At 27.0% G+C, this 24,434-nt stretch carries 24 protein-coding genes; 8 read left to right on the forward strand and 16 right to left on the reverse strand.

What is annotated here, in order from left to right:
* Nucleotides 1-35: 35 nt before the first annotated feature.
* Nucleotides 36-1,607, reverse strand: a complete 1,572-nt coding sequence (locus tag AELL_RS13290) for a helicase-related protein (RefSeq protein ID WP_118918666.1) — start codon at nucleotides 1,605-1,607, stop codon at nucleotides 36-38.
* Nucleotides 1,608-1,662: 55 nt separating this feature from the next.
* Between AELL_RS13290 and trmA the strand changes: the two genes are divergently transcribed.
* Together trmA and AELL_RS13300 are read left to right on the forward strand one after the other, a co-directional pair.
* Entirely contained in the window at nucleotides 1,663-2,787 is a 1,125-nt protein-coding gene (trmA, locus tag AELL_RS13295; protein ID WP_118918414.1) for a tRNA (uridine(54)-C5)-methyltransferase TrmA, read from the forward strand.
* Between the two features lie 172 nt (nucleotides 2,788-2,959).
* Complete coding sequence (locus AELL_RS13300) at nucleotides 2,960-3,838, forward strand: flagellin (RefSeq protein WP_118918415.1); 879 nt, start codon at nucleotides 2,960-2,962, stop codon at nucleotides 3,836-3,838.
* 33 nt (nucleotides 3,839-3,871) lie between these two features.
* Here the strand turns inward: AELL_RS13300 and AELL_RS13305 are convergent, their stop codons facing one another.
* The 5 genes from AELL_RS13305 to rfbF are packed head-to-tail and all read right to left on the reverse strand — an operon-like array spanning nucleotide 3,872 to nucleotide 9,659.
* Nucleotides 3,872-5,902: a 6-hydroxymethylpterin diphosphokinase MptE-like protein gene (locus AELL_RS13305; RefSeq protein WP_118918416.1), complete on the reverse strand. Its 2,031-nt coding sequence runs from the start codon at nucleotides 5,900-5,902 to the stop codon at nucleotides 3,872-3,874.
* Nucleotides 5,899-6,999 carry an FkbM family methyltransferase gene (locus tag AELL_RS13310; protein WP_164967211.1) on the reverse strand — a complete coding sequence of 367 codons (1,101 nt, stop codon included), beginning with the start codon at nucleotides 6,997-6,999 and terminating at the stop codon, nucleotides 5,899-5,901. Before AELL_RS13310 ends, AELL_RS13305 begins: the two co-directional genes overlap by 4 nt.
* Nucleotides 6,980-7,792 (reverse strand): NAD-dependent epimerase/dehydratase family protein, encoded by an 813-nt coding sequence (locus AELL_RS13315; protein WP_164967210.1) that lies wholly within the window; start codon nucleotides 7,790-7,792, stop codon nucleotides 6,980-6,982. Before AELL_RS13315 ends, AELL_RS13310 begins: the two co-directional genes overlap by 20 nt.
* The gene (gene rfbG / locus AELL_RS13320; RefSeq protein WP_118918419.1) at nucleotides 7,789-8,886 is read right to left on the reverse strand and encodes a CDP-glucose 4,6-dehydratase; all 1,098 of its coding nucleotides are present in this window, start codon (nucleotides 8,884-8,886) and stop codon (nucleotides 7,789-7,791) included. Before rfbG ends, AELL_RS13315 begins: the two co-directional genes overlap by 4 nt.
* Nucleotides 8,886-9,659, reverse strand: coding sequence for a glucose-1-phosphate cytidylyltransferase (rfbF, locus tag AELL_RS13325; protein WP_118918420.1), 774 nt, complete (start codon nucleotides 9,657-9,659; stop codon nucleotides 8,886-8,888). The genes rfbG and rfbF overlap by 1 nt, the downstream gene beginning before the upstream one ends.
* A gap of 83 nt (nucleotides 9,660-9,742) precedes the next feature.
* Between rfbF and AELL_RS13330 the strand changes: the two genes are divergently transcribed.
* Nucleotides 9,743-10,783 carry a glycosyltransferase family 2 protein gene (locus AELL_RS13330; protein WP_118918421.1) on the forward strand — a complete coding sequence of 347 codons (1,041 nt, stop codon included), beginning with the start codon at nucleotides 9,743-9,745 and terminating at the stop codon, nucleotides 10,781-10,783.
* On the opposite strand, the gene AELL_RS13335 is transcribed toward AELL_RS13330, so the two are convergent.
* The 9 genes from AELL_RS13335 to AELL_RS13375 are packed head-to-tail and all read right to left on the reverse strand — an operon-like array spanning nucleotide 10,776 to nucleotide 19,450.
* Nucleotides 10,776-11,465 carry an acylneuraminate cytidylyltransferase family protein gene (locus AELL_RS13335; protein ID WP_118918422.1) on the reverse strand — a complete coding sequence of 230 codons (690 nt, stop codon included), beginning with the start codon at nucleotides 11,463-11,465 and terminating at the stop codon, nucleotides 10,776-10,778. The two genes, AELL_RS13330 and AELL_RS13335, sit on opposite strands and share 8 nt — an antisense overlap.
* Nucleotides 11,458-12,507 (reverse strand): nucleotidyltransferase family protein, encoded by a 1,050-nt coding sequence (locus AELL_RS13340; RefSeq protein WP_118918423.1) that lies wholly within the window; start codon nucleotides 12,505-12,507, stop codon nucleotides 11,458-11,460. The genes AELL_RS13335 and AELL_RS13340 overlap by 8 nt, the downstream gene beginning before the upstream one ends.
* The gene (locus AELL_RS13345; protein ID WP_118918424.1) at nucleotides 12,504-13,163 is read right to left on the reverse strand and encodes a PIG-L deacetylase family protein; all 660 of its coding nucleotides are present in this window, start codon (nucleotides 13,161-13,163) and stop codon (nucleotides 12,504-12,506) included. The genes AELL_RS13340 and AELL_RS13345 overlap by 4 nt, the downstream gene beginning before the upstream one ends.
* Nucleotides 13,160-14,326 carry a UDP-N-acetylglucosamine 2-epimerase gene (gene neuC, locus AELL_RS13350; RefSeq protein WP_118918425.1) on the reverse strand — a complete coding sequence of 389 codons (1,167 nt, stop codon included), beginning with the start codon at nucleotides 14,324-14,326 and terminating at the stop codon, nucleotides 13,160-13,162. The genes AELL_RS13345 and neuC overlap by 4 nt, the downstream gene beginning before the upstream one ends.
* Nucleotides 14,326-15,543 (reverse strand): GNAT family N-acetyltransferase, encoded by a 1,218-nt coding sequence (locus tag AELL_RS13355; protein WP_118918426.1) that lies wholly within the window; start codon nucleotides 15,541-15,543, stop codon nucleotides 14,326-14,328. Before AELL_RS13355 ends, neuC begins: the two co-directional genes overlap by 1 nt.
* Complete coding sequence (neuB, locus tag AELL_RS13360; protein ID WP_118918427.1) at nucleotides 15,540-16,550, reverse strand: N-acetylneuraminate synthase; 1,011 nt, start codon at nucleotides 16,548-16,550, stop codon at nucleotides 15,540-15,542. Before neuB ends, AELL_RS13355 begins: the two co-directional genes overlap by 4 nt.
* The gene (locus AELL_RS13365; RefSeq protein WP_118918428.1) at nucleotides 16,547-17,122 is read right to left on the reverse strand and encodes a NeuD/PglB/VioB family sugar acetyltransferase; all 576 of its coding nucleotides are present in this window, start codon (nucleotides 17,120-17,122) and stop codon (nucleotides 16,547-16,549) included. Before AELL_RS13365 ends, neuB begins: the two co-directional genes overlap by 4 nt.
* Nucleotides 17,122-18,258: a LegC family aminotransferase gene (locus AELL_RS13370; RefSeq protein ID WP_118918667.1), complete on the reverse strand. Its 1,137-nt coding sequence runs from the start codon at nucleotides 18,256-18,258 to the stop codon at nucleotides 17,122-17,124. Before AELL_RS13370 ends, AELL_RS13365 begins: the two co-directional genes overlap by 1 nt.
* A 1-nt stretch (nucleotide 18,259) precedes the next feature.
* Entirely contained in the window at nucleotides 18,260-19,450 is a 1,191-nt protein-coding gene (locus tag AELL_RS13375) for a UDP-N-acetylglucosamine 4,6-dehydratase (RefSeq protein WP_118918429.1), read from the reverse strand.
* Between the two features lie 104 nt (nucleotides 19,451-19,554).
* Here AELL_RS13375 and AELL_RS13380 point away from each other — a divergent pair, with 104 nt between their 5' ends.
* From AELL_RS13380 to AELL_RS13400, 5 genes are all read left to right on the forward strand, one after another.
* Nucleotides 19,555-19,767, forward strand: a complete 213-nt coding sequence (locus AELL_RS13380; RefSeq protein ID WP_118918430.1) for a hypothetical protein — start codon at nucleotides 19,555-19,557, stop codon at nucleotides 19,765-19,767.
* A 97-nt stretch (nucleotides 19,768-19,864) separates the two neighbouring features.
* A complete protein-coding gene (recA, locus tag AELL_RS13385; RefSeq protein WP_118918431.1) occupies nucleotides 19,865-20,914 on the forward strand; it encodes a recombinase RecA in 1,050 nt (349 codons plus the stop codon).
* Nucleotides 20,915-21,047: 133 nt separating this feature from the next.
* A complete protein-coding gene (gene eno, locus AELL_RS13390; protein WP_118918432.1) occupies nucleotides 21,048-22,325 on the forward strand; it encodes a phosphopyruvate hydratase in 1,278 nt (425 codons plus the stop codon).
* 7 nt (nucleotides 22,326-22,332) lie between these two features.
* The gene (locus AELL_RS13395) at nucleotides 22,333-22,572 is read left to right on the forward strand and encodes an FtsB family cell division protein (protein WP_118918433.1); all 240 of its coding nucleotides are present in this window, start codon (nucleotides 22,333-22,335) and stop codon (nucleotides 22,570-22,572) included.
* Nucleotides 22,569-23,297 carry an AMIN domain-containing protein gene (locus AELL_RS13400; RefSeq protein ID WP_118918434.1) on the forward strand — a complete coding sequence of 243 codons (729 nt, stop codon included), beginning with the start codon at nucleotides 22,569-22,571 and terminating at the stop codon, nucleotides 23,295-23,297. Before AELL_RS13395 ends, AELL_RS13400 begins: the two co-directional genes overlap by 4 nt.
* Here AELL_RS13400 and AELL_RS13405 read toward each other — a convergent pair.
* A complete protein-coding gene (locus AELL_RS13405; RefSeq protein WP_118918435.1) occupies nucleotides 23,271-24,431 on the reverse strand; it encodes a cation:proton antiporter in 1,161 nt (386 codons plus the stop codon). The genes AELL_RS13400 and AELL_RS13405 overlap by 27 nt on opposite strands.
* Nucleotides 24,432-24,434: the final 3 nt, after the last annotated feature.

A 24,434-nucleotide genomic window follows, 5' to 3' on the forward strand; every position in this document is an offset into this window, starting at 1 on the left:
CTTTTGTTAAACTATACATTTTAGCTAATTTTTGATTAAATTGTTTTTCGCCTTCTTGGTTTGAAATTTTTTTTACTTTCTGTTTCTTTTTTTTCTCCAAAAGGTTTTCTTTTTCTAAAAGTTTTTTCAGAGTTATCCTCCTCTACCAAATTCCCTTTTAAAGATTTTTCAATAAAACTATTAAAAGAATTTCTTAAAATATAAGCTTTATCGTGGTCAGGGAAAAGTTCAGGCATTTTATATGAAAGCCAAAGATACAAAGAGATTTTTTTAACTTCATCTTCTACCAAAAGTAAATCTTTTTGAGTGATTGCTTTTTTAGGCAAAGTAATAGATGGTTTATAATGACAAACTCTTTTTTTAATTACACTTGCAATATATGATTCATATGCTTGTAAAATAATTGTTGATTTTGTAGTAATTGGAGCTTGTGCAAGAAGATATTTATCTTCAAGTTTTAGATTAAATCGTGTATCAACTATCTTTGCTGCTTCAAGCATAGATGAAATATTCGCAGCTCTAAAAGGTCCTGAAAAATACATATTATCAGCAAAAAATTTTAATACTTTTGTTAAAGAGTTTGTTTTTATGTGACTTGCTAAAGCTTCTAGTTGATTATTATTTATTTTTACTTTAAATGGTGGTTTTATAGTTCTAATAGGGGCTTCAAACTCTTGAGAAATATAAGCTAAAACATCTCTTCTTGTTGCACCTAAATAACCAGCTTCAAAATGTCCATATCTTCCTGCTCGACCTGCTATTTGAACTATTTCATTAACTGTTATCTTTCTTCTACTTTTTCCATCAAATTTTTCATCTGTTGTAAATAAAATAGTTTTAATTGGAAGATTTAATCCCATAGCAATTGCATCTGTTGCTATTAAGATTTGACTTTTTTTCTCTCTAAATCTTTTTGCTTCATCTCGTCTTACTTCAGGAGATAAATTTCCATAAATAACAGAAACAGAGTATTTCTTTTGCAGTTTTTGTTTTAATTTTAAAACATCACTTCTTGAAAATGCAATCAAGGCTGTTCCATCTTCAAGTTTTTCTAAAGGAGTCCATTTGGGTAAAACTTTTAACTCATTTTTTCTTTGATGTTTTATGATTTCTAACTCTTCACCCAAATAAGTTGCAATTCTTTTTATTGCATCAAGGGCGTTTACACTTCCTGTCATAATCACTTTTTTAGCAGGAACTCCAATAATCGCATTTACCCACGCCCAACCCCTATCAGCATCTTCTAACATTTGAACTTCATCAATAACAGCAACATCCACATCTAAATCAAAATCTAACATTTCAATAGTTGAACAAACATGTGCTGCTTCTTCATTTAGCATTTGTTCTTCACCAGTAATTAATGAAGCATTGATATTTGATTCTTTTAAATCCTCATATCCCTCAAGTGCCAAAAGTCGCAAAGGTGCTAAATAAAGTCCAGAATTTGCCTCTTTTAATTTTTGCATTGCATTATATGTTTTCCCACTATTTGTAGGTCCTACATAAAACTCTAGTTTTCGATTTAGACTTCTTGCTAATGGATATAAAGTTTTTAAATCACAGTTTAATAAGGTTTGTAGTTGTTCTTGCCAATTTTCTTTCATAGGCGTATTATATACAATAGAATATAATACAAGTTTAAATAACTGAAGGACATTAATGAATTGTAAATATTTTGGCATTTGTGCATCTTGTACACTTTTTGATAAAACTTATGAAGAACAACTAAACTACAAAATTCAAAGGGAAAAAGAGAGATTTTCTAACTTTACAACAATGGAATTTGATATTATCAAAAGTAGTGAGTCAAATTTTAGAAATCGTGCAGAGTTTAGAATTTGGTGGGAAAAAGATGCAGATGGAAATGAGATTTTATCTTATGCTATGAATGACTTCAAAAAAAATATCTTAAAAATTGATTCATGTGAAATGGTAAGCCCTCATATAAAAGAGCTTATGCCAAAACTTATAACTAAGTTAGAAAGTGATTTAGAACTCTCTTATAAACTTTTTGCCGTTGAATTTTTGGGAAGTTCAACAAATGATATGTTGGTAACTTTGATTTATCATAAAAAACTTGAAGAGAGTTGGCTAACAAAAGCAAAAGAAATTGAACAAAAATTAAACATAAAAATCATAGGAAGAAGTAGAAAACAAAAAATTGTTTTAACAAATGATTATATAAATGAAACTTTAAATATTGCTAATCAAGATTTCTTTTTTGCTTATGAAGAAAATGGTTTTACTCAACCAAATACAAAAGTAAATATTCAAATGATTCAATGGGTTTTAAATAACACTCAAGCTTCATCAAAAGATTTATGTGAGTTATATTGTGGTGGTGGAAATTTTACAATTCCTTTATCTACAAAATTTAGAAAAGTTTTAGCTACAGAAATTTCAAAAACTTCTATAAAATCAGCTTTAAGAAACTGTAAGTTAAATGATATTTCAACTATTAGCTTCATTCGAATGAGTGCTGAAGAGTTTGTTCAAGGATTAAATAAAGTAAGAGCTTTTAATAGATTAAAAGATATAAATTTAGATGATTATGAATTTGACACTATTTTTATGGACCCACCACGTTCAGGTCTTGATGATACAACAAGAGCTTTAGCAAAAGATTTTCCTAACATTATCTATATTTCATGTAATCCAGAAACTTTACATAGAGACTTAGAAGAGTTAACAAAAACCCATGAAATCGTAAGATTTGCACTATTTGATCAATTTGCTTTTACAAATCATATTGAAAGTGGTGTAATTTTGAAAAAGATTAGATAATTTAATCTAATTTTAAGAAATGCAGTGTCATAATTTCAATATAAAGATTAGGGATCAATGGATTCCGAAGAGATGAAAAACTTTCCTCTCTATGCTTGGTGATACAAGAATGTTGTAGGCTGTGATTTAATTTCATTAGGTCACAATGTGTCATAATTAAAAAGGATTTATTATGAGAATTAATACAAACGTTTCATCTTTAACAGCTCAAGAAGCTGCACAAAATACAACTAAAACTTTAACTAATTCGTTGGAAAAACTTTCTACTGGTCTTAGAATAAACAAAGCTTCTGATGATGCTTCTGGTCTTGCAATTGCAGATAAATTAAGAACTCAGGCAACATCAATTAATCAAGGTATTGCAAATGGTAACTCTGTTGTTTCTTTATTACAAATCGCTGATAAATCAATGGCTGAACAATCAAACATTTTAGATACAATAAAGGCTAAATTAATTCAAGCAAATACAGATACTACTTCTAATGATGGTAAATTATCTATTGCAAAGGATGTTAATAAACTTTTAGATCAGTTAAATAATATTGCTAAACAAACAAATTATAATGGAACAAGTTTGCTACAAGCAGGTAGGGGAAGTGCTCAAGGGCAAAAAGGATTATCTTTCCAAGTTGGTGAAGATAGACAAGATTTAATTAAAACTAAAACTATTCAAGCTAATACAACAGGTCTTAAATTAACTACACTTAAAACAAAGGTTAGTGCTGCAGCCGCTACAACTGCAGGGGCGATTAAAACTAATTTTGGAAAAACTATTATCTCAGCTACACAAAAATCAGTTGATGATGCCATCTCAAAATTAAATGGTTATAGAGGAGATATTGGTTCTACCCAAAATCAAGTTGAATCTGCTGTTAGAAACTTGATGACTCAGTCTACTAACGTAAAGGCGGCAGAGTCTATTATTAGAGATGTTGATTATGCACAAGAATCTGCAAACTTCAACAAACAAAACATTATTTCTCAAGCTGGTTCTTATGCAATCAGCCAAGCAAATGCTGTACAGCAAAATGTATTGAGATTATTACAATAACGTTGAAGAATATAAAGAGGGATTAGACCCTCTTTATATAACTCTTTGTAGACATTTTATATAATCGTCAATTATTTCTTCAATTTGTTTTGTAAAAATTTCTTTTATCTTTTTCACTTTATTCTTTTCATTTTTAACTCTTAGATTATTAAAATGATAAGATAAAAATGGTATTACCATTTGATAATAATTTGCAAATATTTGAAATAAAATTGGTGCATTATTTTGGGAAATTTTAGATGGTATTAGAAATACTTTTTCATAAAATTCTTCATAAAATTCAATTTTATCGTTCTTTAATTCCATCAAAATACTTTTAATATCATTTCTTAAAAAATCTATTTGTTTACTAAAATACTCTTTTGATTCTAAAGATAATTCTTTAAATGAATTTTCTGTCAAAAAAGAAATATACTCATCTCTTTTTAACTTTAATTTAGTAAATTCCTTAATATTTAAGTCATTTATTTTTTTTGGTATTGTTCCTTCAAAATATGAACCATGAGAAGATAAATTATAAATTTCTAAATTATCCTCTTTTTTTGCAATCTTAATTTCAGTACTCTTAATTGAACTATAAAATAAAGACGTAGTAAAAACTTCCTCTTTCATATTACCTTTTACTTTAATCAAACTTTCATCAAGACTAAATGTTTCTCTACTCTCTTCTTTATTCAAATCAATTACTTGTATAATAGAATTTGATGCTTTAGAATGAGACTCACCAGTAATTTGATTCAAAGCTAAATCTAATCCTATTAAATATATCTTTTTAGGATTCATATTCATCAAAATTGCTAAAGTAATTTCACCTACACTATATCCATCATAAACAATGTTATTAATCTCAAATGGTGTAAATATTTCAAATAAAAATAATTTTTCCTGATTAAATTTCTTTAATATTTTTTCATTAGTCATTACTGAAGCAAGAATTATTGTTTTTTTGTTTATTTTAGAAACACTTTCATCATCAAATTGTAATTTCTCTAAAATATCACTCTCATCAATAGTAGAAATTAAATCAATCTTTATATCATTTGATAACAATTTTTTATATGCTGCACCTATTGTTACTATAAAAAATTTATCTTGATTTCTTTTAATCCAATCAAGATTTTCATCTAACGATGGACCTGCTGCAAGATATAAAATTGGGATATCTTTAAATATTTCTTTATTTTTATTTATTTTATTTAAATGTAATATTTTATAATCATTACTTAAAATCTTTGTTGTTCTATTAACATGAATATATAGCATTCTTATATAATCATATGCCGTAGGTCTAACTGAATGCAAAGAACTCAATAAAATATCTATATAACGATCAATATTAAATCCTGTAGATGAAATTTTAATTAAATAATTTTCTAAATTCTCTAGATTAATAAATTTTAGTATCTTATTTTCCTCTATCAAAGAATTATCCATAATAGAAAAAATCACTCCTTTATTTGCAAGTATTGTATAATCTACAGTAAATAAAGACAATCTAAATATTTCAAGATTTCTTTCTAATACTAAGTACATCTCTGCATCAATTTTTTCTGCTATTCTAGGTATATGTCTCCCCAACAAAGTACCAAGGAATACAAATTTTTTTATTTTCTTTAACTTTCTTTTCTTTTTATCAAGAAAATCATTTAATACATTTGAATATTCCCACATCTTATTTTTAGTTGTCAAAATAGAATCACTTCCCTTTTCATGATTAAATTTATCTAAATCTAATTTTGTTTGTTCTCTAAAAAGAAAATATTCAGGTAAATCAAAAATAGAATACTTTTCATCAAATTGTACTTTTCTTACTAAATCATCATTTACTTTCTTTGGTTTTTTATTATATAAATATTTATCATTTACAATATCATATATATCAAAATCTCCACTTTTCATAATAAACTCTAATGCATATTTCTCTTTATAGGTACCATTTTCTATCATTTTTGATAGTTCATTTACTTTAAGATAAAGCTCTTTATCATATTCACTTAAAAAGACAAGATTTGCTAAGAAAGTTGTTGTAAGTGCATTTTGTAACTCTATTTGTGCTTCTGTCATAATTTTTCCTTATATTTTTTTGGAATAGCATATAAAACTGTATCCTTTAATGCTCCAGAATACAATCTAATATTAAAATCATAATCATCAAGCTCACTCATTAAATAAAATGGAATATTAAAAAAATCTTCCAATGAGTGATAAATTGATATTGCAAGATTAGGTCTATATTTTTTAATAGAATCTATTGCTCCAAGCAATACATTTAATTCAGCTCCTTCCACATCTAACTTTAAGAAATCAAATTTATCTAAATTATTTCTTTTAATAAAATAATCTACAGTTAAAGATTTTACTAAAATACAATCTTCAAAAGATAAATTTTCACTATAATTCTCAGATACATATGAACCAGCACCATTATTTATAAAATATAAATCTTTATTTTCACTCCAAAGTGCTTCTTTTATTATTTCTATTCTATCATTACAAAATAACTCATTCTTTTCATTGCTTATTAATGGATCAAATGCATATAATTTTCCATCACTACCTAAATAATCAGCTATTTTTAAAGATGTAATACCATCAAAAACACCACCTTCTATAACAATATCACTTTTATTAATTTTAATACAATCTAAATATTGTTCATTTCCATACAAATAATAATTTTCAAAAAGAAGAAGATTATCCATATTATTTTTAAGTGCGTTAATTGTTGAATTCCAAATCTCACGATCTATTTCATCTTGTAAATGTTCATTTATAAATTTTATTTTATCTTTAAATAATATATAATTTTCTTGATTTAAGTAATACATAGAATCTAATATAATCATATTTATAAAATAATTATTAAAATTCATATTCTTCAATAAATTAACTATCTCATCAATCCATTCCTCATAATAAGTACAAATTACAATTGTTTTATTAAAATCTTTAAAATCTTTAATATTGTAAATTTTTATATCATCAGATATACTTGTTTCTTTATATGAATCTACAAATCCTAGTATTTTTAAATCAATATTGTTTTTTTCAATTAAATCTTTCAACTTTCTAGAGCTGACTCCTGTACCATAGATATATATTTCTTTTAATTTTATTAAATCATTTATATTTAATATATATCTATCTTTTGAATATTTCATTTCTAACCTCATCTATTTCTTTTTTTATACCATCAACTAAACCAATTTTTTGTTCCCATTCTAATCTTTTTAATATTGTATTATTAAAAGTAATTGGTTTAAATTCATTTTTATCAATAATAATTCTATCAAAATTCAAAGTACTTTTAGAGGCTATTAATTTTTTTATTAAATTAGCCAATTTTTTTATTGATATATAATCATCCGAAGCAATGTCAATAGTTGAATTATAATTTAATTGATTAATATTTTCTATACATCTAATAATTGCCGAAACCGCATCATCAATATAAATAAAATTTCTAATTTGTTCACCAGAAGATAAGTCAATATCTTGATTCTTTATCATTTTTTTTATTAAGTAAGATGTTATATTTTCTGAAGGATAATAGCCATAAATATGCTCAATTCTTAAATTTATTGACTTACATTTCTTAATTTTTAATAAATCCTTAAAAACTTTTTTTGAATGGGAATAAGAATTATATCTATATTCATAAGCTGTTGTATCAATATTTATGATTAATAAATTAGAATTTAGTTTTTCTATTATTCTTAATGGATATATTATATTAGAATAATAAATTTCACTATCAAGTCCTTTTTTCAAAGTGCTTATATTTATTAAGATATCAATATCTATCGAATTAATTGAATAATATTTACCACTTTTATCAAAAATATCTTCTATATTATGTTTTTTTAAAAAAGTATTATAATTCTTTTTTGATTCTAACGCGGAAATAAGTCTCTTTGCAAATATAGAACTTGTACCAACGATTAATATATTCATTTTGTCCATACTATATTTCTAATTTTTGCATCTTTAATATAACTTTCTAAATCTTGTTTAGTTAAAATATTTTTATCTTCTTCATAATAAGATTTATACCATTTTACAGTTTTTTCAAATGTAGTTTCACTATCCCAAACATCTTTCCATTTTAAAAGAATATGTGCTTTTGAACAATCAAGTTTAAGAAGATTTGCTTCATGTAATTGATTTGGGTCACTATCAATCTCATAATCTATTTTATTCCAATGTTTTTTGACATTTTTTACCACTTCTTCTACTGTAATACTACCCTCATCTGCTGGACCAAAATTCCAAGCTTCTGCAAATTCAACTTTTTCTTCAAGAAGTTTTTGTCCAATTTGTAAATAACCACTTAATGGTTCAAGTACATGTTGCCAAGGTCTTGTCGCTTTTGGATTTCTAATACTTACTTTTTTACCTTTAGAAACTGAAAGCATAATATCAGATATAAGCCTATCTTTTGCCCAATCACCTCCACCAATTACATTTCCAGCTCTACAGGTTGCAAGTAGTGTATTATGTGATTTTTTATATTCTTTTAAATTAAAAAATGTATTTCTATAAGAATTTGCAAGCAAATCCGCACAACCTTTTGAAGAACTGTAAGGATCATACCCACCCAATGGATCGTTTTCCCTATAACCCCAAATCCATTCTTTATTTTCATAAGCTTTATCGCTTGTAATATTTACTACTGCCTTTACATTAGCAATTTTACAAGCTTCAAATACTTTTAAAGTTCCTATTATATTTGTTTCATATGTCTCAATAGGATTTTCATAAGACATTCTCACCAGTGCTTGTGCAGCTAAATGAAACACTATATCTGGTTTATAAATTTTAAATGTTTGCTTTAACTTTTCTAAATCTCTTATATCCCCAGTAATAGAAATCATATCAAGATTTAAAAGTTCTATATGATTTGGATAAGTTGGAGCTTCAAGCGAATATCCAACTACTTTTGCTCCCATTTGTATTAACCAATAACTAAGCCATGAACCTTTAAAACCAGTATGTCCAGTTAGAAGGACTGTTTTATTTTTATAAATACCAGAAAAAAGATTATCCATTACCATACTTTCCAAGGAGCATTATTTTGTTCCCACATATTTTGAAGCGAATGTTTATCTCTTAAAGTATCCATAGGTTTCCAAAAACCATGATGCTTATATGTAAAAAGTTCACCATCTTTTGCTAAATCCTGCAGTGGTTCTTGCTCAAATATTAAATTATCATCTTCTGTTAGATAATTAAAGATTTTCGGTTCGCATACAAAAAATCCAGCATTCACCCAACCTCCTTCTCCTCTTGGTTTTTCTTGAAAACTTGTTACATTGTTTTCTTTACCAATATTTAACGCTCCAAATCTTGATTCAGGTTGAGCAGAAGTCATAGTAATAGTTTTAGCATGTGATTTATGAAATTTTACTAACTCTTCAATATTTATATCACCTACGCCATCACCATAAGTTAACATAAAAGATTCATTTCCAATAAACTTTTCAGCTTTTTTTATTCTAGCACCAGTCATAGTATTAATTCCAGTATCAAGAAGTGTAATTTTCCATGGTTCACTTGAACTATCCAAAATTTCCATTTTTCCTGTTTGAATATCAAGAGTTATATTGCTTTGATGAAGAAAATAATTCATAAAATATTCTTTTATATAATAACCTTTATACCCAAGTAATATAACAAATTCATTGAAATTATATTTCGAATAAATTTTCATAATATGCCAAATAATAGGCTTACCCCCGATTTCAACCATTGGTTTTGGTCTTAATTCTGTTTCCTCAGATAATCTCGTTCCTAATCCTCCTGCTAAAATAAGCACCTTCATTGATTAACCTTTAACTTTCATTTTATAATATTTCAATTATAATATATTTAACTATAAGTGTAAATATTTGTGAAAGGTTTTTTATGAATTTTAAAATTTCAATATGTATAATCACATACAATAGAGGTAACAGAGCGCTAGAAAATGTTAAAAATATTTTAGAAAACATTAGACATAATTGGTGCGTATTAGTTTTAGATAATGGCTCAACTATTGGAACAGAAGATTATAAGGAAATTGAACTTTTATCAAAAACTAATGATCAATTATTCTATATAAAACACGAAACTAATCTTCAAGTTCATGGTAATTTTAAATCTTGTTTTTATTACGCAAAATCACAATATATTATGATTTTAAGTGATGAGGATTTTGTTAATTTTGATGGATTAGAATCTATATTAATTGATTTAAATAATTATAAAAATGTTGGTGTATGTAGACCATCAATTGCACCTCATAAAGATTTAAAAAATCCAGGTAATAGTGTAATTTATCCAAATAATTATTTTTTAGCTGGAGGTTCTGCCTTAAATGGTTTTTCATTTATCGGAAATTATATCTCAGGTGTAATTTACAATTTAGATCTTATTAAAAAAAGTAATTTATTAACTATTTTAGGTGAAAATATTGTTTCACATAAAGCATATCCTCATGTTTATTTTGATTTATTAGTATCTGCAAAATTTGATGCTATAACAACTTCAAAAGTATCCGTTTTAGAGCGTCATGCAGAACAAACATTAATTGAAAATGGAAGTTCAAAAGTTGCATCTGCACATATTGGGTTATATGGTTACGGAGAAAGAGTAAATCAATTCTTATCTTTTAGAGATGCTATTCAACAAGCTGTTGAATTTACAAACTTAAAAACTGATGGAGAAAAAATAAGCTTATTCATAAGTTTATTTTTTAGATTAACTCTTAAATACTTTTTTTTAATTTTTGAAGCAAATATAAATAATTATACACGAAATAATATGGAACCCAAATTATTAATGGAATCTTTTTTTTATTTAGTTTGTTCTTCTGTAATAGGACACCCATATATTGGTTCAAATCAAGAATTTGTTTCTGATCAATTAATCAAAATTTATCAAAGCCATAAAGATATGATTAATTGATCTCATCCATATACATTAGTTTTTCAGTTATAATAAAATCTATTTCTTCATCAATATCAACTGAATCTTTTTTATCCATAATATATGCAAAAACTTTATCTTTTAAAAAGAAACCTTTATTTTTCAATAATTCCTCTGTTTTACATATATAAATAGCGCCATTAATTCTATAATATTTGGGTAAATCTTGACTTCTTTTGTTTAAAATTTCTTTTGATAAAAAATTTGACATATTTAACTCTTCATCCAATGTATTACACCATAATGGTGAGTGTTCAGTTTCACAAACACTTATAACAGCATTGGCATCTTTTTCATTTAATAACGCTATTGCTTCATCAATATGCTTTTCATTTCTCAATGGACTTGTTGGTTGAAGAAGAACAATATAGTCATATTTTTCTAAACTATTTATAGTATGTTCAAGGGCATCAAAAGTTGTTGCCGTATCATTTGCTAAATATTCAGGTCTATTAATAGTTACAGCACCATATTCTTTCGATATAGTTAAAATCTCATTATCATCACTTGTAACTACTACTTTAGATATATATTTACTTTTTAGTCCTGCTTCAATACTATAGGAAATAAGTGGTTTGCCACATAAATCTAAAATATTTTTTCGAGGCAATCTTTTACTTCCACCACGAGCAGGAATTATTGCTAAAAAAGTTTTATTCATTAAATATCCTAAAATATTCACTTTGAGCCTGTTCAAAATCACTCATTCTTCCAATGTCAAGCCAATACTCATGAATAGGAAACGATAAAACTTTTTTCTGTTTTTCTATTAAAATATTAAATAGTGTTGGCATATCAAAAAACTCATTTTTTGGAATAAATTCAAAAATATTTGGAGATAAAACATAAATTCCTGCATTTACAAAAAACTTTTTAATAGGTTTTTCAACGATTGAAACTATGCTACTATTTTCTATTTCAATAACTCCATAAGGAACTTGATATTCATACTCTCTAACACACATAGTTGCATTTGCATTTCCAAAACAATGAAAATCTAATAAATTTGAAAAATTTACATCTGTCAATAAATCAGCATTCATCACAAAAAATGGCTCATTTGGTTGCTCTTTTAAAAGACTTAATGCTCCTGCTGTTCCAAGTCTTGTATTTTCTTCTACATAATCAATATTAACTCCAAAATCACTACCATCTTTAAAATATTCTCTTATGATTTCTGCTTTATAGTTTAAACTTATTGTAATATTTACAAAACCATGAGAGGCAAAGTTTTTGATGATAGTTTCCAAAATTGGTTTATTCCCAACTTTTAACATAGGTTTTGGTAGATCTTCTGTAAGAGGTCTAAGTCTTGTTCCAAGTCCTCCTGCCATCAAAATCACCCTATTTCTCTTTTTACTCACATTTAATAAAGTTGCTAAATTTACAATATCTACTAAACAATTATTCTCATCAACTATTGGGATTTGATAGACTTGATTTTTTATAGCTTTTTGAATTATCTTTTCTTTCGACTCACTATTTGATGCAACTGTAGGATTTTTAAAATATAAATCTTTTATAGAATCATCTAATGTGTAATTTTTTAAAAGCCCTCTTCTAATATCTCCATCACTTAATGTCCCTAAAAGTTTATTATTTTCATCTACAACTAAAGCTATTCTAATAGCTCCTTTATCAATTACTTTTAAAGCTTCTTTTATTTTTGTATTTTCAGTAATCAATAATGTATTTATATTCATAAAATTTCCTTTAATAACATGAAACTTTCAGCATATTCACATCCACTTATAGCTCCTCTAAAAGTTGCTAGTGCTTTTATATTTCTTTCACTTCGGGGAAATGGATGCTCTGCTATTTCACTTTGAAAAATTTTCATAATCTCTATTTTTTTATCAAAATATTCACCAATATCTACAAATACATTTGGAATAAAACTATCTTCTTTAGTACTTGGAGCAAACTCTGTTTCGCTTAGTGTTTCTATCATATATATTTTTTTTATAAATGAGTATCGAAATGATTTTGTACAACTATAACTTGCTTCAAATATTTTTCTATGGTCACTATGTACATCTCCTTTAAAAGGAAGATAGATAATATTTGGTTGAACCTCATTTATCACTTTTGATATTCTTCCTACAAGCTCACTCATAGTATATTCATCTACTTGCATAGTTTTTAATCTTAAATTATTTACACTATCAAAATTATATAGGTTTGATACTTCTTCTATCTCTTTTTCTCTTATTTCATAATAATTATTTGATTTATCAATAGTTGTGCAAATAAGCCAATGAATTTCATCACCATTTGCTTTATGCTTTAATAAAGTTCCGCCACATCCTAAAGTTTCATCATCTGGATGAACTGCAACTATTAAGACTTTATTTTTCATATTAATTCTACCTTTAATGGGTCTTCAACTTTTGCAATCATAGATTTAAAATCAGTTAATTTTATTATCTCATAAGCTTTTTTTGCACTATTTCCATCTCCATAAGAATTTTTTAAATCTTTCAAATTCTTCGAAAACTCTCTTGATAAAGCTCTATCTATACCATCACTTATATCTTGATAACTTGTATCACAAAAGATTACATTTTTATCTGCATATCTTCCTGTTTGTCTAAGCCCAACATTTATAGCGGGTATTTTTAAACTTGCAGCTTCACATATTCCAGATGATGAGTTACCAATAATAAATTTTGAATGTTTGTAAATTGACATAAAGATATCTCTATCAAGATTTTTATAAAAAATAAAATTTTTATTTTCTTTATACTTATCTATTACTTTTAAAAGCTTTTGATTTCCAGGATCTACATTTGGATAACTTACAAAAGTATTAATATTTCGTTGTTCTAAATTTTTCAAAATATTCTCAAAATATGTATCAACATTAGGCATCTCTTCTGTAACAGGGTGAAAAATCATCAAAGCAAACTCTTCAAATATATCTTGTAAGTTAAAATGATTTTTAAGTTCACTTTTTGTTAATGGTTGAAACTGAACAAATTTATCCAAAGAAATATTTCCCGTCACAAAAACTCTTTTTTTATCTTCTCCCATCCGAATTAATCTTTTTTTATGTTCTTCTAGTGTTACAAAATGAACTGATGAGAGCTTTGAAGTTGCATGTCGAATAGGATTATCAATATATCCATCTTCCACATGATCCCCTGCAAATACATGAATAGTTGGAATATTTAAATATCCTCCAATCATCGCATACATAAGTACATCTTCTCTATCACCTGCAAATATCATCAAATCTGGATTAAACTTTGCAATAGTTTCTAAACTATTTTGAAGTAAAAAACTAGCACTCTTTACTCTCGATAATCCAGTATCTGAGCTTAAAAGAGTTTCTATTTCAAGTATAATATCAAAACCATCTTTTCTAATTTGCTCCACACTATAACCAAAGCTATGAGATAAATGAGTTCCACTAACTATGATTTTAAAATCTATATCCTTATCTTCATGAAGTAATCTATAAAGAGGTGACATTAAATCGTAATCAGACCGAATGGAACTAAAAGCTAATATCTTTTTCATTAAAATACATCCGACATAATCAAATCTTTTTTAAACTCAATACCATCTAAAGAAGCATCAAACAACCTATAACCAAATATATAATCAAACTCTTTTTTATCTAAATATTCAACTAAACTATGGTCTAACAATAAGTTATATTTTTTATCTCTTTCTAGATTTGTAAAATCAATTCCACTAAAAACTATGTCAAAATTCCCTTCAAACTCTTTAAGAATATGGTTACTCTTCTTAAAGTAATTTTGATTTGGTTTACCGAGTCTCCATTTTAAATTTTCTTTATCCTCTGTATTAAAAGATATTGCATTTAGATAACTCTTTTTTTCTATTTGTTGCAGTTCATCATAAGAAAAGTTAGCTACATACAAATCTTCTTCAAGTATCCAATCTAATCGTTTTTTAAATCCTGGAGCTGATTTTTTATTTGGAAAACCACATACAAATTTATAACCTAATTCACTTGCTTTATGATAAACTTCATTTGCTTGTTCAATAAAAACACCATATTTTCTATAAGTAGAATCAACCATAGTTGTCATTGAAAGAACAGCATTTAAATTTTGTTGGTTGTGTATAAACTTTATGGGAATTACAGCATAGTGCCCAACTAATCTTTCATCATCAAAATAAAGTGAAATTATTGGATTTCCATTAGGATTATCGATATATGCCCAATTCCAAAGTTTTTCATCCATTTGAGTACCAAAACTATGCTCAAATAACTCTAAAATTTGAGTTTTATACTTTAGCAACTCATTTTTATCGTTAATCATGATTTTCTTAAATTCAATAGGAACATAAAGTTCTGCTTCTCCATCTGTTACTATTTTGTTATCAACTTTACATACAGTTTTAAACCTCACTTTTCTTTTTTCAATATCGACTTCTGTTACTGTAACTATAGCTTCTACTGTATCGTTAATGTAAACAGGTCTTTTAAAATTTAATGATTGATGTGTATAAACACACCCTTCACCAGGTATTTTAGTACCAAATAAAGCTGAAAAATAAGAAGCAGTCATCATACCATGAGCAATTCTATTTTTAAATCTTGAATTCTTTGCATAATTTTCATCTAAATGTACAGGGTTTCTATCTCCTGATAATCCTGCAAAAGATTTTATATCTGAATCTGTAATAGTTTGAGAATAGCTTACACTCATTCCAATTTCGATTTCTTCAAGTGGTATTTTATTAAAAACTAAAGATTTACTCATATTAATTCATCCTCTTTATAATCTTTTGTAGCAACACTTCCAACTATTTCATCCCATCGCATAGGGTTTATTCCATTTCCTGGTCTTTTTATTGTAAGATTATTTTCATTAAAAGCATCCCCTTTTTTTATATCCATTTTAGCAACTATAGATTTTCTAGCTATTTGCATATTTGGCATTTCACTTTTTGAAGGTTTTTTGATACTACTTCCTAGAGCTAATTCTATATTTCGTATAGCTTTTACCATAGCTTTTAGTTCATCTGGTTCTAAACTTGCCTTATGATCTGGTCCTTCCATCGTACAATCAAGTGTAAAATGTTTTTCAATACAACAAGCACCCAAGGCAACTGCTGCAATATCAACTTCTATTCCTAAAGTGTGGTCACTATATCCAAAAGCTATGTCAAAAGTATTCCCAATAGTCACCATTGCTTTTAAGTTTACATCTTCCATAGGAGTTGGGTACATAGTATTTGCGTGTAAAACTGTGATATTTTCTTTTTTTGTTCCAGCATTTATCAAAATATCCAAAGCATCTTCAATTTCGCCAATATCAGCCATTCCAGTTGATAAAATCACTTTTTTATTTAGTTTTCCAATATGCCTAAGATATGGTAAATTTGTGATTTCCCCACTTGGTATCTTAAATATTTCAAGTCCTAAATCATTTAAAAGTTCTATACTATCATGGTCAAAAGGAGTTGATAAAAACATAATATTTTTTGTTTTACAATAAGCCATAAGTTCTTTATGGGTATCCATATCAAGTTCGAGTTTTTTTATCATATCAAATTGAGATTCTTTTATATCTGTAGTTTGTTTTTGATAATCTGCTTTTTGTGCATTTTTTGAAACTAATTTTTCAGCCTTAAATGTTTGAAATTTAACGGCATCAGCTCCACTCTCACTTGCTACGTCAATCAATTTTTTAGCAAGCTCAATTGAACCATTATGATTTACGCCCGCTTCTGCTATTATAAATACTTTTTCAAATTTATTTTTCACTTTACTAGACTCCCAGCTTTTATAAATCCATCTATTTCTATACTTTGTTTAGAAGTCGCATTACTTCCAAAAAAACTATTTTCTTTTACAGTAACACCACCGTTTATTACACTAGCTGTTGAAATATGACAATTATCTCCTATTACACAATCATGTTCAATAAGAGCTTTTGTATTTATTATACAATTTTTTCCTATTTTTACATTCGTATTTACAAATGCTTGATGCATTATAATTGTGCCTTCATCTATAAATGAATGCTTTGACACATATGCTAAAGGTGAAATTATTGTAGGTAAATTAAAACCTATTTGTTTTAAATTATTATAGATTTTAACTCTTATTTTATTTGATTCAATTTGCCCTACTGTTATGAGTGCATTTTTACAAGTTTGGAAAATAGTTTCTAAATCATCATCACAAGCAATAATTTCATAATCTAAAACTTTTTTACCAATATTCTCTTTAGTATCAACTATACCAATAATCTCATATTTATTTTCTTGCTCTATCACATCAATAACACTATGGCAATGTCCACCACCACCAATAAGAACTATTTTTTCTTTCATTATAAAATCACCGAACTTGGAATATTTACAACTCTTTCTTCAAGATATTTTGCATTTTTTAAATCATCTTTTTGGCAATTTTTAAACATTTCAAGTTCATTCATAAGTCTCCAAATAGGTCTTGTCATAACACCATTTTTATTTGAAAACTCTAAAAATTCATTTCTTTGGTTTATATCATTCAACAAAATAGCTTGAAGCCAATAGTTTGATTTTGAATCTTTTGGCTCTTCTATAAAATTTATATCTAAATTTGAAAAAAACTCTTTATATTTTGTTGCTAATTCTCTTTTTGAAACTAAAAATCTTTCCAACTGCTCTAACTGTGCAACTAAAAGTGCTGCATTTATATTTGGAAGTCTATAGTTGTATGCTATCTCATCATGTACATATTCATATGGATGGGGAATTTTTGCTGTTGTAGTGATATGTTTTGCTCTTTTTGCTAATACTTCATCATCGGTTACGATAACACCACCGCCACCAGAAGTTATGATTTTATTCCCATTAAAAGAAAATGCACCGATTTTTCCAAAAGTTCCAGTATGTTTGTTTTTATAAAATGAACCTAAACTTTCAGCTGCATCTTCTACTAGAATAATATTCCAAATATCACAAATCTTTTTTATCTCTTCAATTTTACATGGATGCCCAAAAGTATGCATTGGAACACAAGCTTTTATAGTTTTTCCTGTAGTCTTATTTATACAAATATTCTCTTTTACTTCACAATTTGTTTCTAAAAAGTTTTTAAGTGATTTTGGACTTAAACCCATCGTATCTAAATCAACATCTATGAATATAGGTTTAGCACCAAGGTAACTTATTGCATTTGAAGTTGCTATAAAAGTAAGTGGTTGAGTGATAACTTCATCATCTCTTTTTACACCTGCTAATAATAAAGAAATATGAAGAGCAGCGGTACCATTTACAGTTGCTATTGCAAATTTACTTCCCACTATTTTGGCAAATTCTTTTTCAAAAGTATCTACATATTTTCCAACACTTGATACAAATGTTGAATCTATACAATCATTTAAATATTTCTTTTCATTACCAATAAATCTTGGTTCATGTAAGGGTATAAACTCATTTGTTTTAAATGTTTCTTTTATAAAATCAACTGTTTTTTGCATATTACATTTTCCCATCAAGATATTTACCTGTCTCTTTATGCCCAAAATCTGGAATCATCGTAAAAAATTCTTTAACAATATCTTCTTTTGTCCAAGATAAATTTGATTTAAAATTTTTAATAGTTTTTTCAAAATGATTTAATTTATCTTCATCAAATAAAGCTTCATTTTTAATAATTCCAAGATTTTCAAATTTAGCCATATCTAAAACTTCTTTATCAGTAAAAAACTCTTCAAAATCTTTTTCACCTGTTGTATCACTAGGTGTGAATAAACAAGGCCATTTACTCTCTAATGGTAAAGTTTTTACCAATTCTCTTGCTTCATCTTCATCTTTACATAAATATGGTTCATATCCTAAATTTTTTAAATATTTAACTGCAATATCTGCAAAAGTGATAAGATGTAAATTTTCACTTAATTTTGGGAAAAAGATATCTCTATTTTCACCGAAAATACATGACATAAGGCAAAGTTCACCACTTTCTTGAGGAGTTACAAAATATCTTTTTATATCATTTGGAGCAACTATTGGTTGATTTTTTTGAATTCTTTGATTAAAGCCATGTAATAAACTTCCATCACTAAAAGCAACATTCGCAAATCTTGCCATTGAAACATTTATTTGTTTTGATTTTCGCATTACAAACATTTCCATAATTCTTTTACTTGCACCCATCATATTTACAGGATTTGCAGCCTTATCTGTACTTACACAAAAGTATTTTTTAGTTCCATTTTTTATTGATTGTTGAAGAGTTTTATCTGTATTAAAAACATTAGTTTCAATCATTCTCATAAGTGTAAATGGGTCTTTTTCACTTCTTACATGTTTTAAAGCTGATAGATTTAAAACATAATCATATTTACCATCAGCTTTTATAAAAGCATCATATTCAAAGCTTCCTATATCAAGTGCGAATGTAGCAAAATCTCCATCAATATAACCAAAACTACTTCTAATATCTCGAACTAATTCAACCATATTATTTTCTGATATATCAACAACATGAAGTTTTTTAGGATTTCTTTTGAATATCTCTTTTGTTACAGCTTGACCAATAGAACCAGCCCCACCTATAACTAAAAATGTAGAATTTGATACTATTTTAGAAAGTTCTTTCTCATAATTATTTATATCCTCCACAAATAACTCATTTGTTCTTCCTATTAGTGCTAATGTATTCATCATACGATATCCATAAAAATTTATTTTTATATTACCAAAGATAATATTTAAATAATATCATTTTAAATATTTTCTGTTAAAATTATTTCATTTATTAAAGGTAAAAAATGCAAAATAGTACAATTCCAGAAGACATAATCAAAATACAAAAAAAACTTGCTTCTTTTGAGAAAGATTCAAGAAATTATAAAAAATATACAAAAATACTTGCAAAACATATCAAATCACATACAATGAAAAAAAGAGTAAATGCTCACATAAAAACAATTGAAACTATCGAAAAGATAGAAAAAGATGGGATTGATGATATTTTAAAATAAAAAATATTACAAATTGTAATAAAAATTAGAACTTTAAAAAATATCTGCTAAAATCCCAACATAAAATATAACAAAACAAATCAACATAGGAAATAATATGGATGAGAATCAAAAAAAATCACTTGAATTAGCTATAAAACAAATTGACAAAACTTTTGGGAAAGGAACTCTTATTAGATTAGGAGATAAAGTTGTTATTCCAACAGAAACAATTAGCACAGGTTCTTTAGGACTTGATTTAGCACTTGGTGTTGGAGGACTTCCAAAAGGAAGAGTTATTGAAATTTATGGACCTGAAAGTTCAGGAAAAACTACTTTAACACTTCATGCAATTGCTGAAGCACAAAAAGCTGGTGGAGTTTGTGCATTTATAGATGCAGAACATGCTTTAGATGTAAAATATGCAAAAGATATTGGAGTAGATACTGATAACTTATTAGTTTCTCAACCAGATTTTGGAGAGCAAGCTTTAGAGATTTTAGAAACTGTTATTAGAAGTGGTGCTGTTGATTTAATCGTTGTGGATTCAGTTGCTGCTCTTACTCCAAAAGTTGAAATTGATGGTGATATGGATGACCAACAAGTGGGTGTTCAAGCAAGACTTATGTCTAAAGCTCTTAGAAAAATTACTGGTTTATTAAATAAAATGAACTGTACAGTAATTTTTATTAACCAAATAAGAATGAAAATTGGAATGACAGGTTATGGAAGTCCAGAAACAACTACAGGTGGAAATGCACTTAAATTCTACTCATCTGTAAGACTTGATATTAGAAGAATTGCAACACTAAAACAAGGTGAAAATTCAATTGGAAACAGAGTAAAAGTAAAAGTTGTAAAAAATAAAGTTGCTGCACCATTTAAACAAGCTGAATTTGACATTATGTTTGGAGAAGGTATCTCTAAAACTGGAGAACTTGTTGATTATGGTGTAAAACTTGATATTGTTGATAAAGCTGGAGCTTGGTTTAGTTATGGTGACCAAAAAATTGGTCAAGGAAGAGAAAATGCAAAAGTATTCTTAAAAGATAATCCAGAAATAGCACGTGAAATAGAAAATAAAATTCTTGAATCTATGGGAATAAATGATTCAATCATTAGTGGTGGTGCTGATGATATGGATGATATGACAGAATTAGACGATTAATAACATAAAAAATCAAAGGAAACTTTTCCTTTGATTACAAATACTACAAAATTTCCTTCAACAAAAAACACAAAAGCAAATAACAAATCTTTTTTAGCTATAATCTTACAAATTATGAAAATAGGAGACCTAAGTGGTATTTATTGATAATGTTTACGCTGATGAAGTATTAGACTCAAGAGGAAATCCAACTGTAAGAGCAACTGTAATATTAAGTGATGGTACAAAAGGAAGTGCAATTGTACCAAGTGGTGCAAGTACAGGAAAAAGAGAAGCCTTAGAATTAAGAGATGGTGATAATAGATTTTTAGGAAAAGGCGTTTTAAAAGCTGTAGAAAATGTAAATACAACTATTGCAAATGAATTAATTGGATTAAGTCCATTTAATCAAGCTGAAGTTGATGCAACAATGAAAGATATTGATGGAACTCATAACTATTCAAATCTTGGTGCAAATGCTGTTTTAGGGGTATCTATGGCTGTAGCAAGAGCTGCTGCTAACTCTTTACAAATTCCATTATATAGATATTTAGGTGGAGCAAATGCTATGACTATGCCTGTACCTATGTTTAATATCATTAATGGTGGAGAGCACGCAAATAACTCTGTTGATTTCCAAGAATATATGATTATGCCAACTGGATTTGAAAACTTCAATGATGGATTAAGAGCTGTTGCAGAAATCTATCAAAACTTAAAAAAAGTTATTGATGCAATGGGTGAAAGTACAGCAGTTGGTGATGAGGGTGGATTTGCTCCAAACTTAAAATCAAATGAAGAACCAATTCAAGTTATTATGACAGCTATTGAAAAAGCTGGATATAAAGCAGGTGAACAAATCTCTATTGCTTTAGACGTTGCTGCTTCTGAATTAATAAATGAAAAAGGTTTATATGAATTACATTCAGAAAATAGAGAATTAACTTCAGCTGAATTAGTTGAATATTATGCTGATTTATGTTCAAAATATCCAATCGTTTCTATTGAAGATGGATTAAGTGAAGATGATTGGGATGGATGGAAAATTTTAACTGATAGATTAGGTTCAACTGTTCAATTAGTTGGAGATGATTTATTTGTTACAAACGCATCAATTGTTGCTGAAGGTATTAAAAAAGGTATTGCAAATGCAGTATTAATTAAACCAAATCAAATTGGTTCAGTTTCTGAAACAATGCAAACAATTAGACTTGCACAAAGAAACAACTACAATTGTATTATGTCTCACAGATCAGGTGAAAGTGAAGATGCATTTATTGCAGATTTTGCTGTAGCATTAAATTGTGGTCAAATTAAAACAGGTTCAACAGCAAGAAGCGATAGAATTGCAAAATATAACAGACTTCTTGAAATTGGAGCTGAAATCGGTTATGCTGAATATTTAGGGAAACAACCTTTTTCTAAAAAATAAGTAATAAATGAAACACCTAAACGCATATAAGAAATTCATATTAGTAGTAATCATATCTTTGATTGCTACTATATTTTTATCTTATCATGCAGTTATTGTTCTTTTTGGAGATAACTCTTTACAAGTTTATAATTCATTAAAATATAAAAAAGAGTATCTTGAAAATGAAATATCGAGACTGCAAAGGGAAAATGCTTATTTACAAAAAGAGTATTTTGAATTAAAAAATTTGGAGCCAGAAGAATGAAAACTTTATTTTTATTTACATTATCAGTTGTTTTAGCATTAAATCTTAGTGCTAGAGAAAATCCTTTTTCTATGACAGATGTTTTTGAAGAAGAAACAGGAAGAATGATTGAACCAAATGAAAGACCAACAACACCTGAAGAGTTGCAAGAAGCTCAATATATAAGAGAAATGCAACAAAAAATGTCAAATGCAAATAGAAATAGTGTTGATACAACTACTCCAAAAGAAACAAAGCCTGTAACAAAAACTTATTCAAAACAAGAAGTTGATTCATTAATCCAAAAAACAAAAAAACAAACTGAACAAAAAACTAAAGAGATAGTAAAAAAAGAGTTAGCAAATACAAAAGTTGCAGAACCTGAACAAATTGTATATGTAAAACCAAGAGCTGATATTAGTGAAGAAGATGCATTAGTTGCAAAAGAGATTCTTCCATTTTTAAAAATAGAGTATAGTGATAATAAATTGATTATTCACACAGATAATAGTGTTTCTAAAAAATTTAATATTATAAAAGAGAATAAAATCGTAATTGATTATAAAGCAAAACTAAATTTTAATACTAAAAATGAGAATATTGATTCTAAAAACTTCAAAAAAATTGCTGTAGGAAATCATAAAAGTGAAGGTTTCTTTAGAGTTGCAATTGAAGTTACTACAAAACCTACAAATTATAATGTAACTTATAAAGATAATTTAATTACTATTTCTAAACTTAATTAGAGTAGTAATTACTCTAATTATTACCATAACAAGTAATACTTCTAATATCGCTGCTAAAATCAGCGCATAATAATACTCTTGTGAAATTGAATGATTATTGTATCCAATAGTTGTAACTGCAATTAAAAGTGTTAATGGCATTGCATGAGATAAACCTAACATAAAAAATCTATTCCATCCCATTTCATTTACAAATAATAAAGATGCCAATAATCTAATAATTATCATAACAAATGTAATTAGTAAGGCTTTTATAATCAAATCTAAATCCAATAAAGCATCGATTTCAAGTGATGCTCCAACTGAAATAAAAAATATAGGAACTAACCAACCAAAACCAAAATGTTCTAGTTTATGTGGTAGTTGTTTATTATGTTCTTCAAAGAAAGTTGTAATAAAAATTCCAGCTATAAAAGCTCCAAAAGCAATCTCTAAATGTAAATACATCATAACTGTAATCATTAAGAAAAATATTGCCATTGAAATTCTTATATCTTGTTCTTGATGGTCAACTTCTGGCATTAAATAGTTTTTAATTTCTGGAAACCACCAAATAAGATTATGAAAAAGTTTGTAAATTATTATCATTGTAACTATAAATAATAAAAACAGAACCATAATCTTATAAAAATCAAATCCTAGTCCATATTCCAAAACTGCAGAAACTGTTGTTAAAGCAAAAATTGAAACTATTTCTCCAATTAATCCTACAATAAATGCCATTTTTATCCACTCTGTATCACCATACTCTTTTTTAAGTGCAGCTAATACACCAATAGATATAAGAGGGAAAATCACAATAAATATTTTTGATAAATCAAAATATAAAGTAACAAAAAATGAAGTTGAAAAAAGCACAACATTGTATAAAAGTGATTTTTTAAGCATTGTAGGAGAAATAGAAAAAAGTTTTTTCAAATCTATTTCAAGACCTGCTAAAAACATCAAATATAAAAATCCAAGTTCAGCAACAAGGTGAAAAATTGGATGTTCTACAATAAAAGCAAAGTATGCAGCAATTGCTCCAAGCATAATTTCTACAGGAATTGTAGGAAGTTTTAAAAATTTTGAGAGTAATGGTGAAGTAAATATTATTAAAGATATTGAGATAATTATTAATATTTCTTCACTCATAAT

This window comes from Arcobacter ellisii (assembly GCF_003544915.1).
GTDB classification, from domain to species: Bacteria; Campylobacterota; Campylobacteria; order Campylobacterales; family Arcobacteraceae; genus Aliarcobacter; species Aliarcobacter ellisii.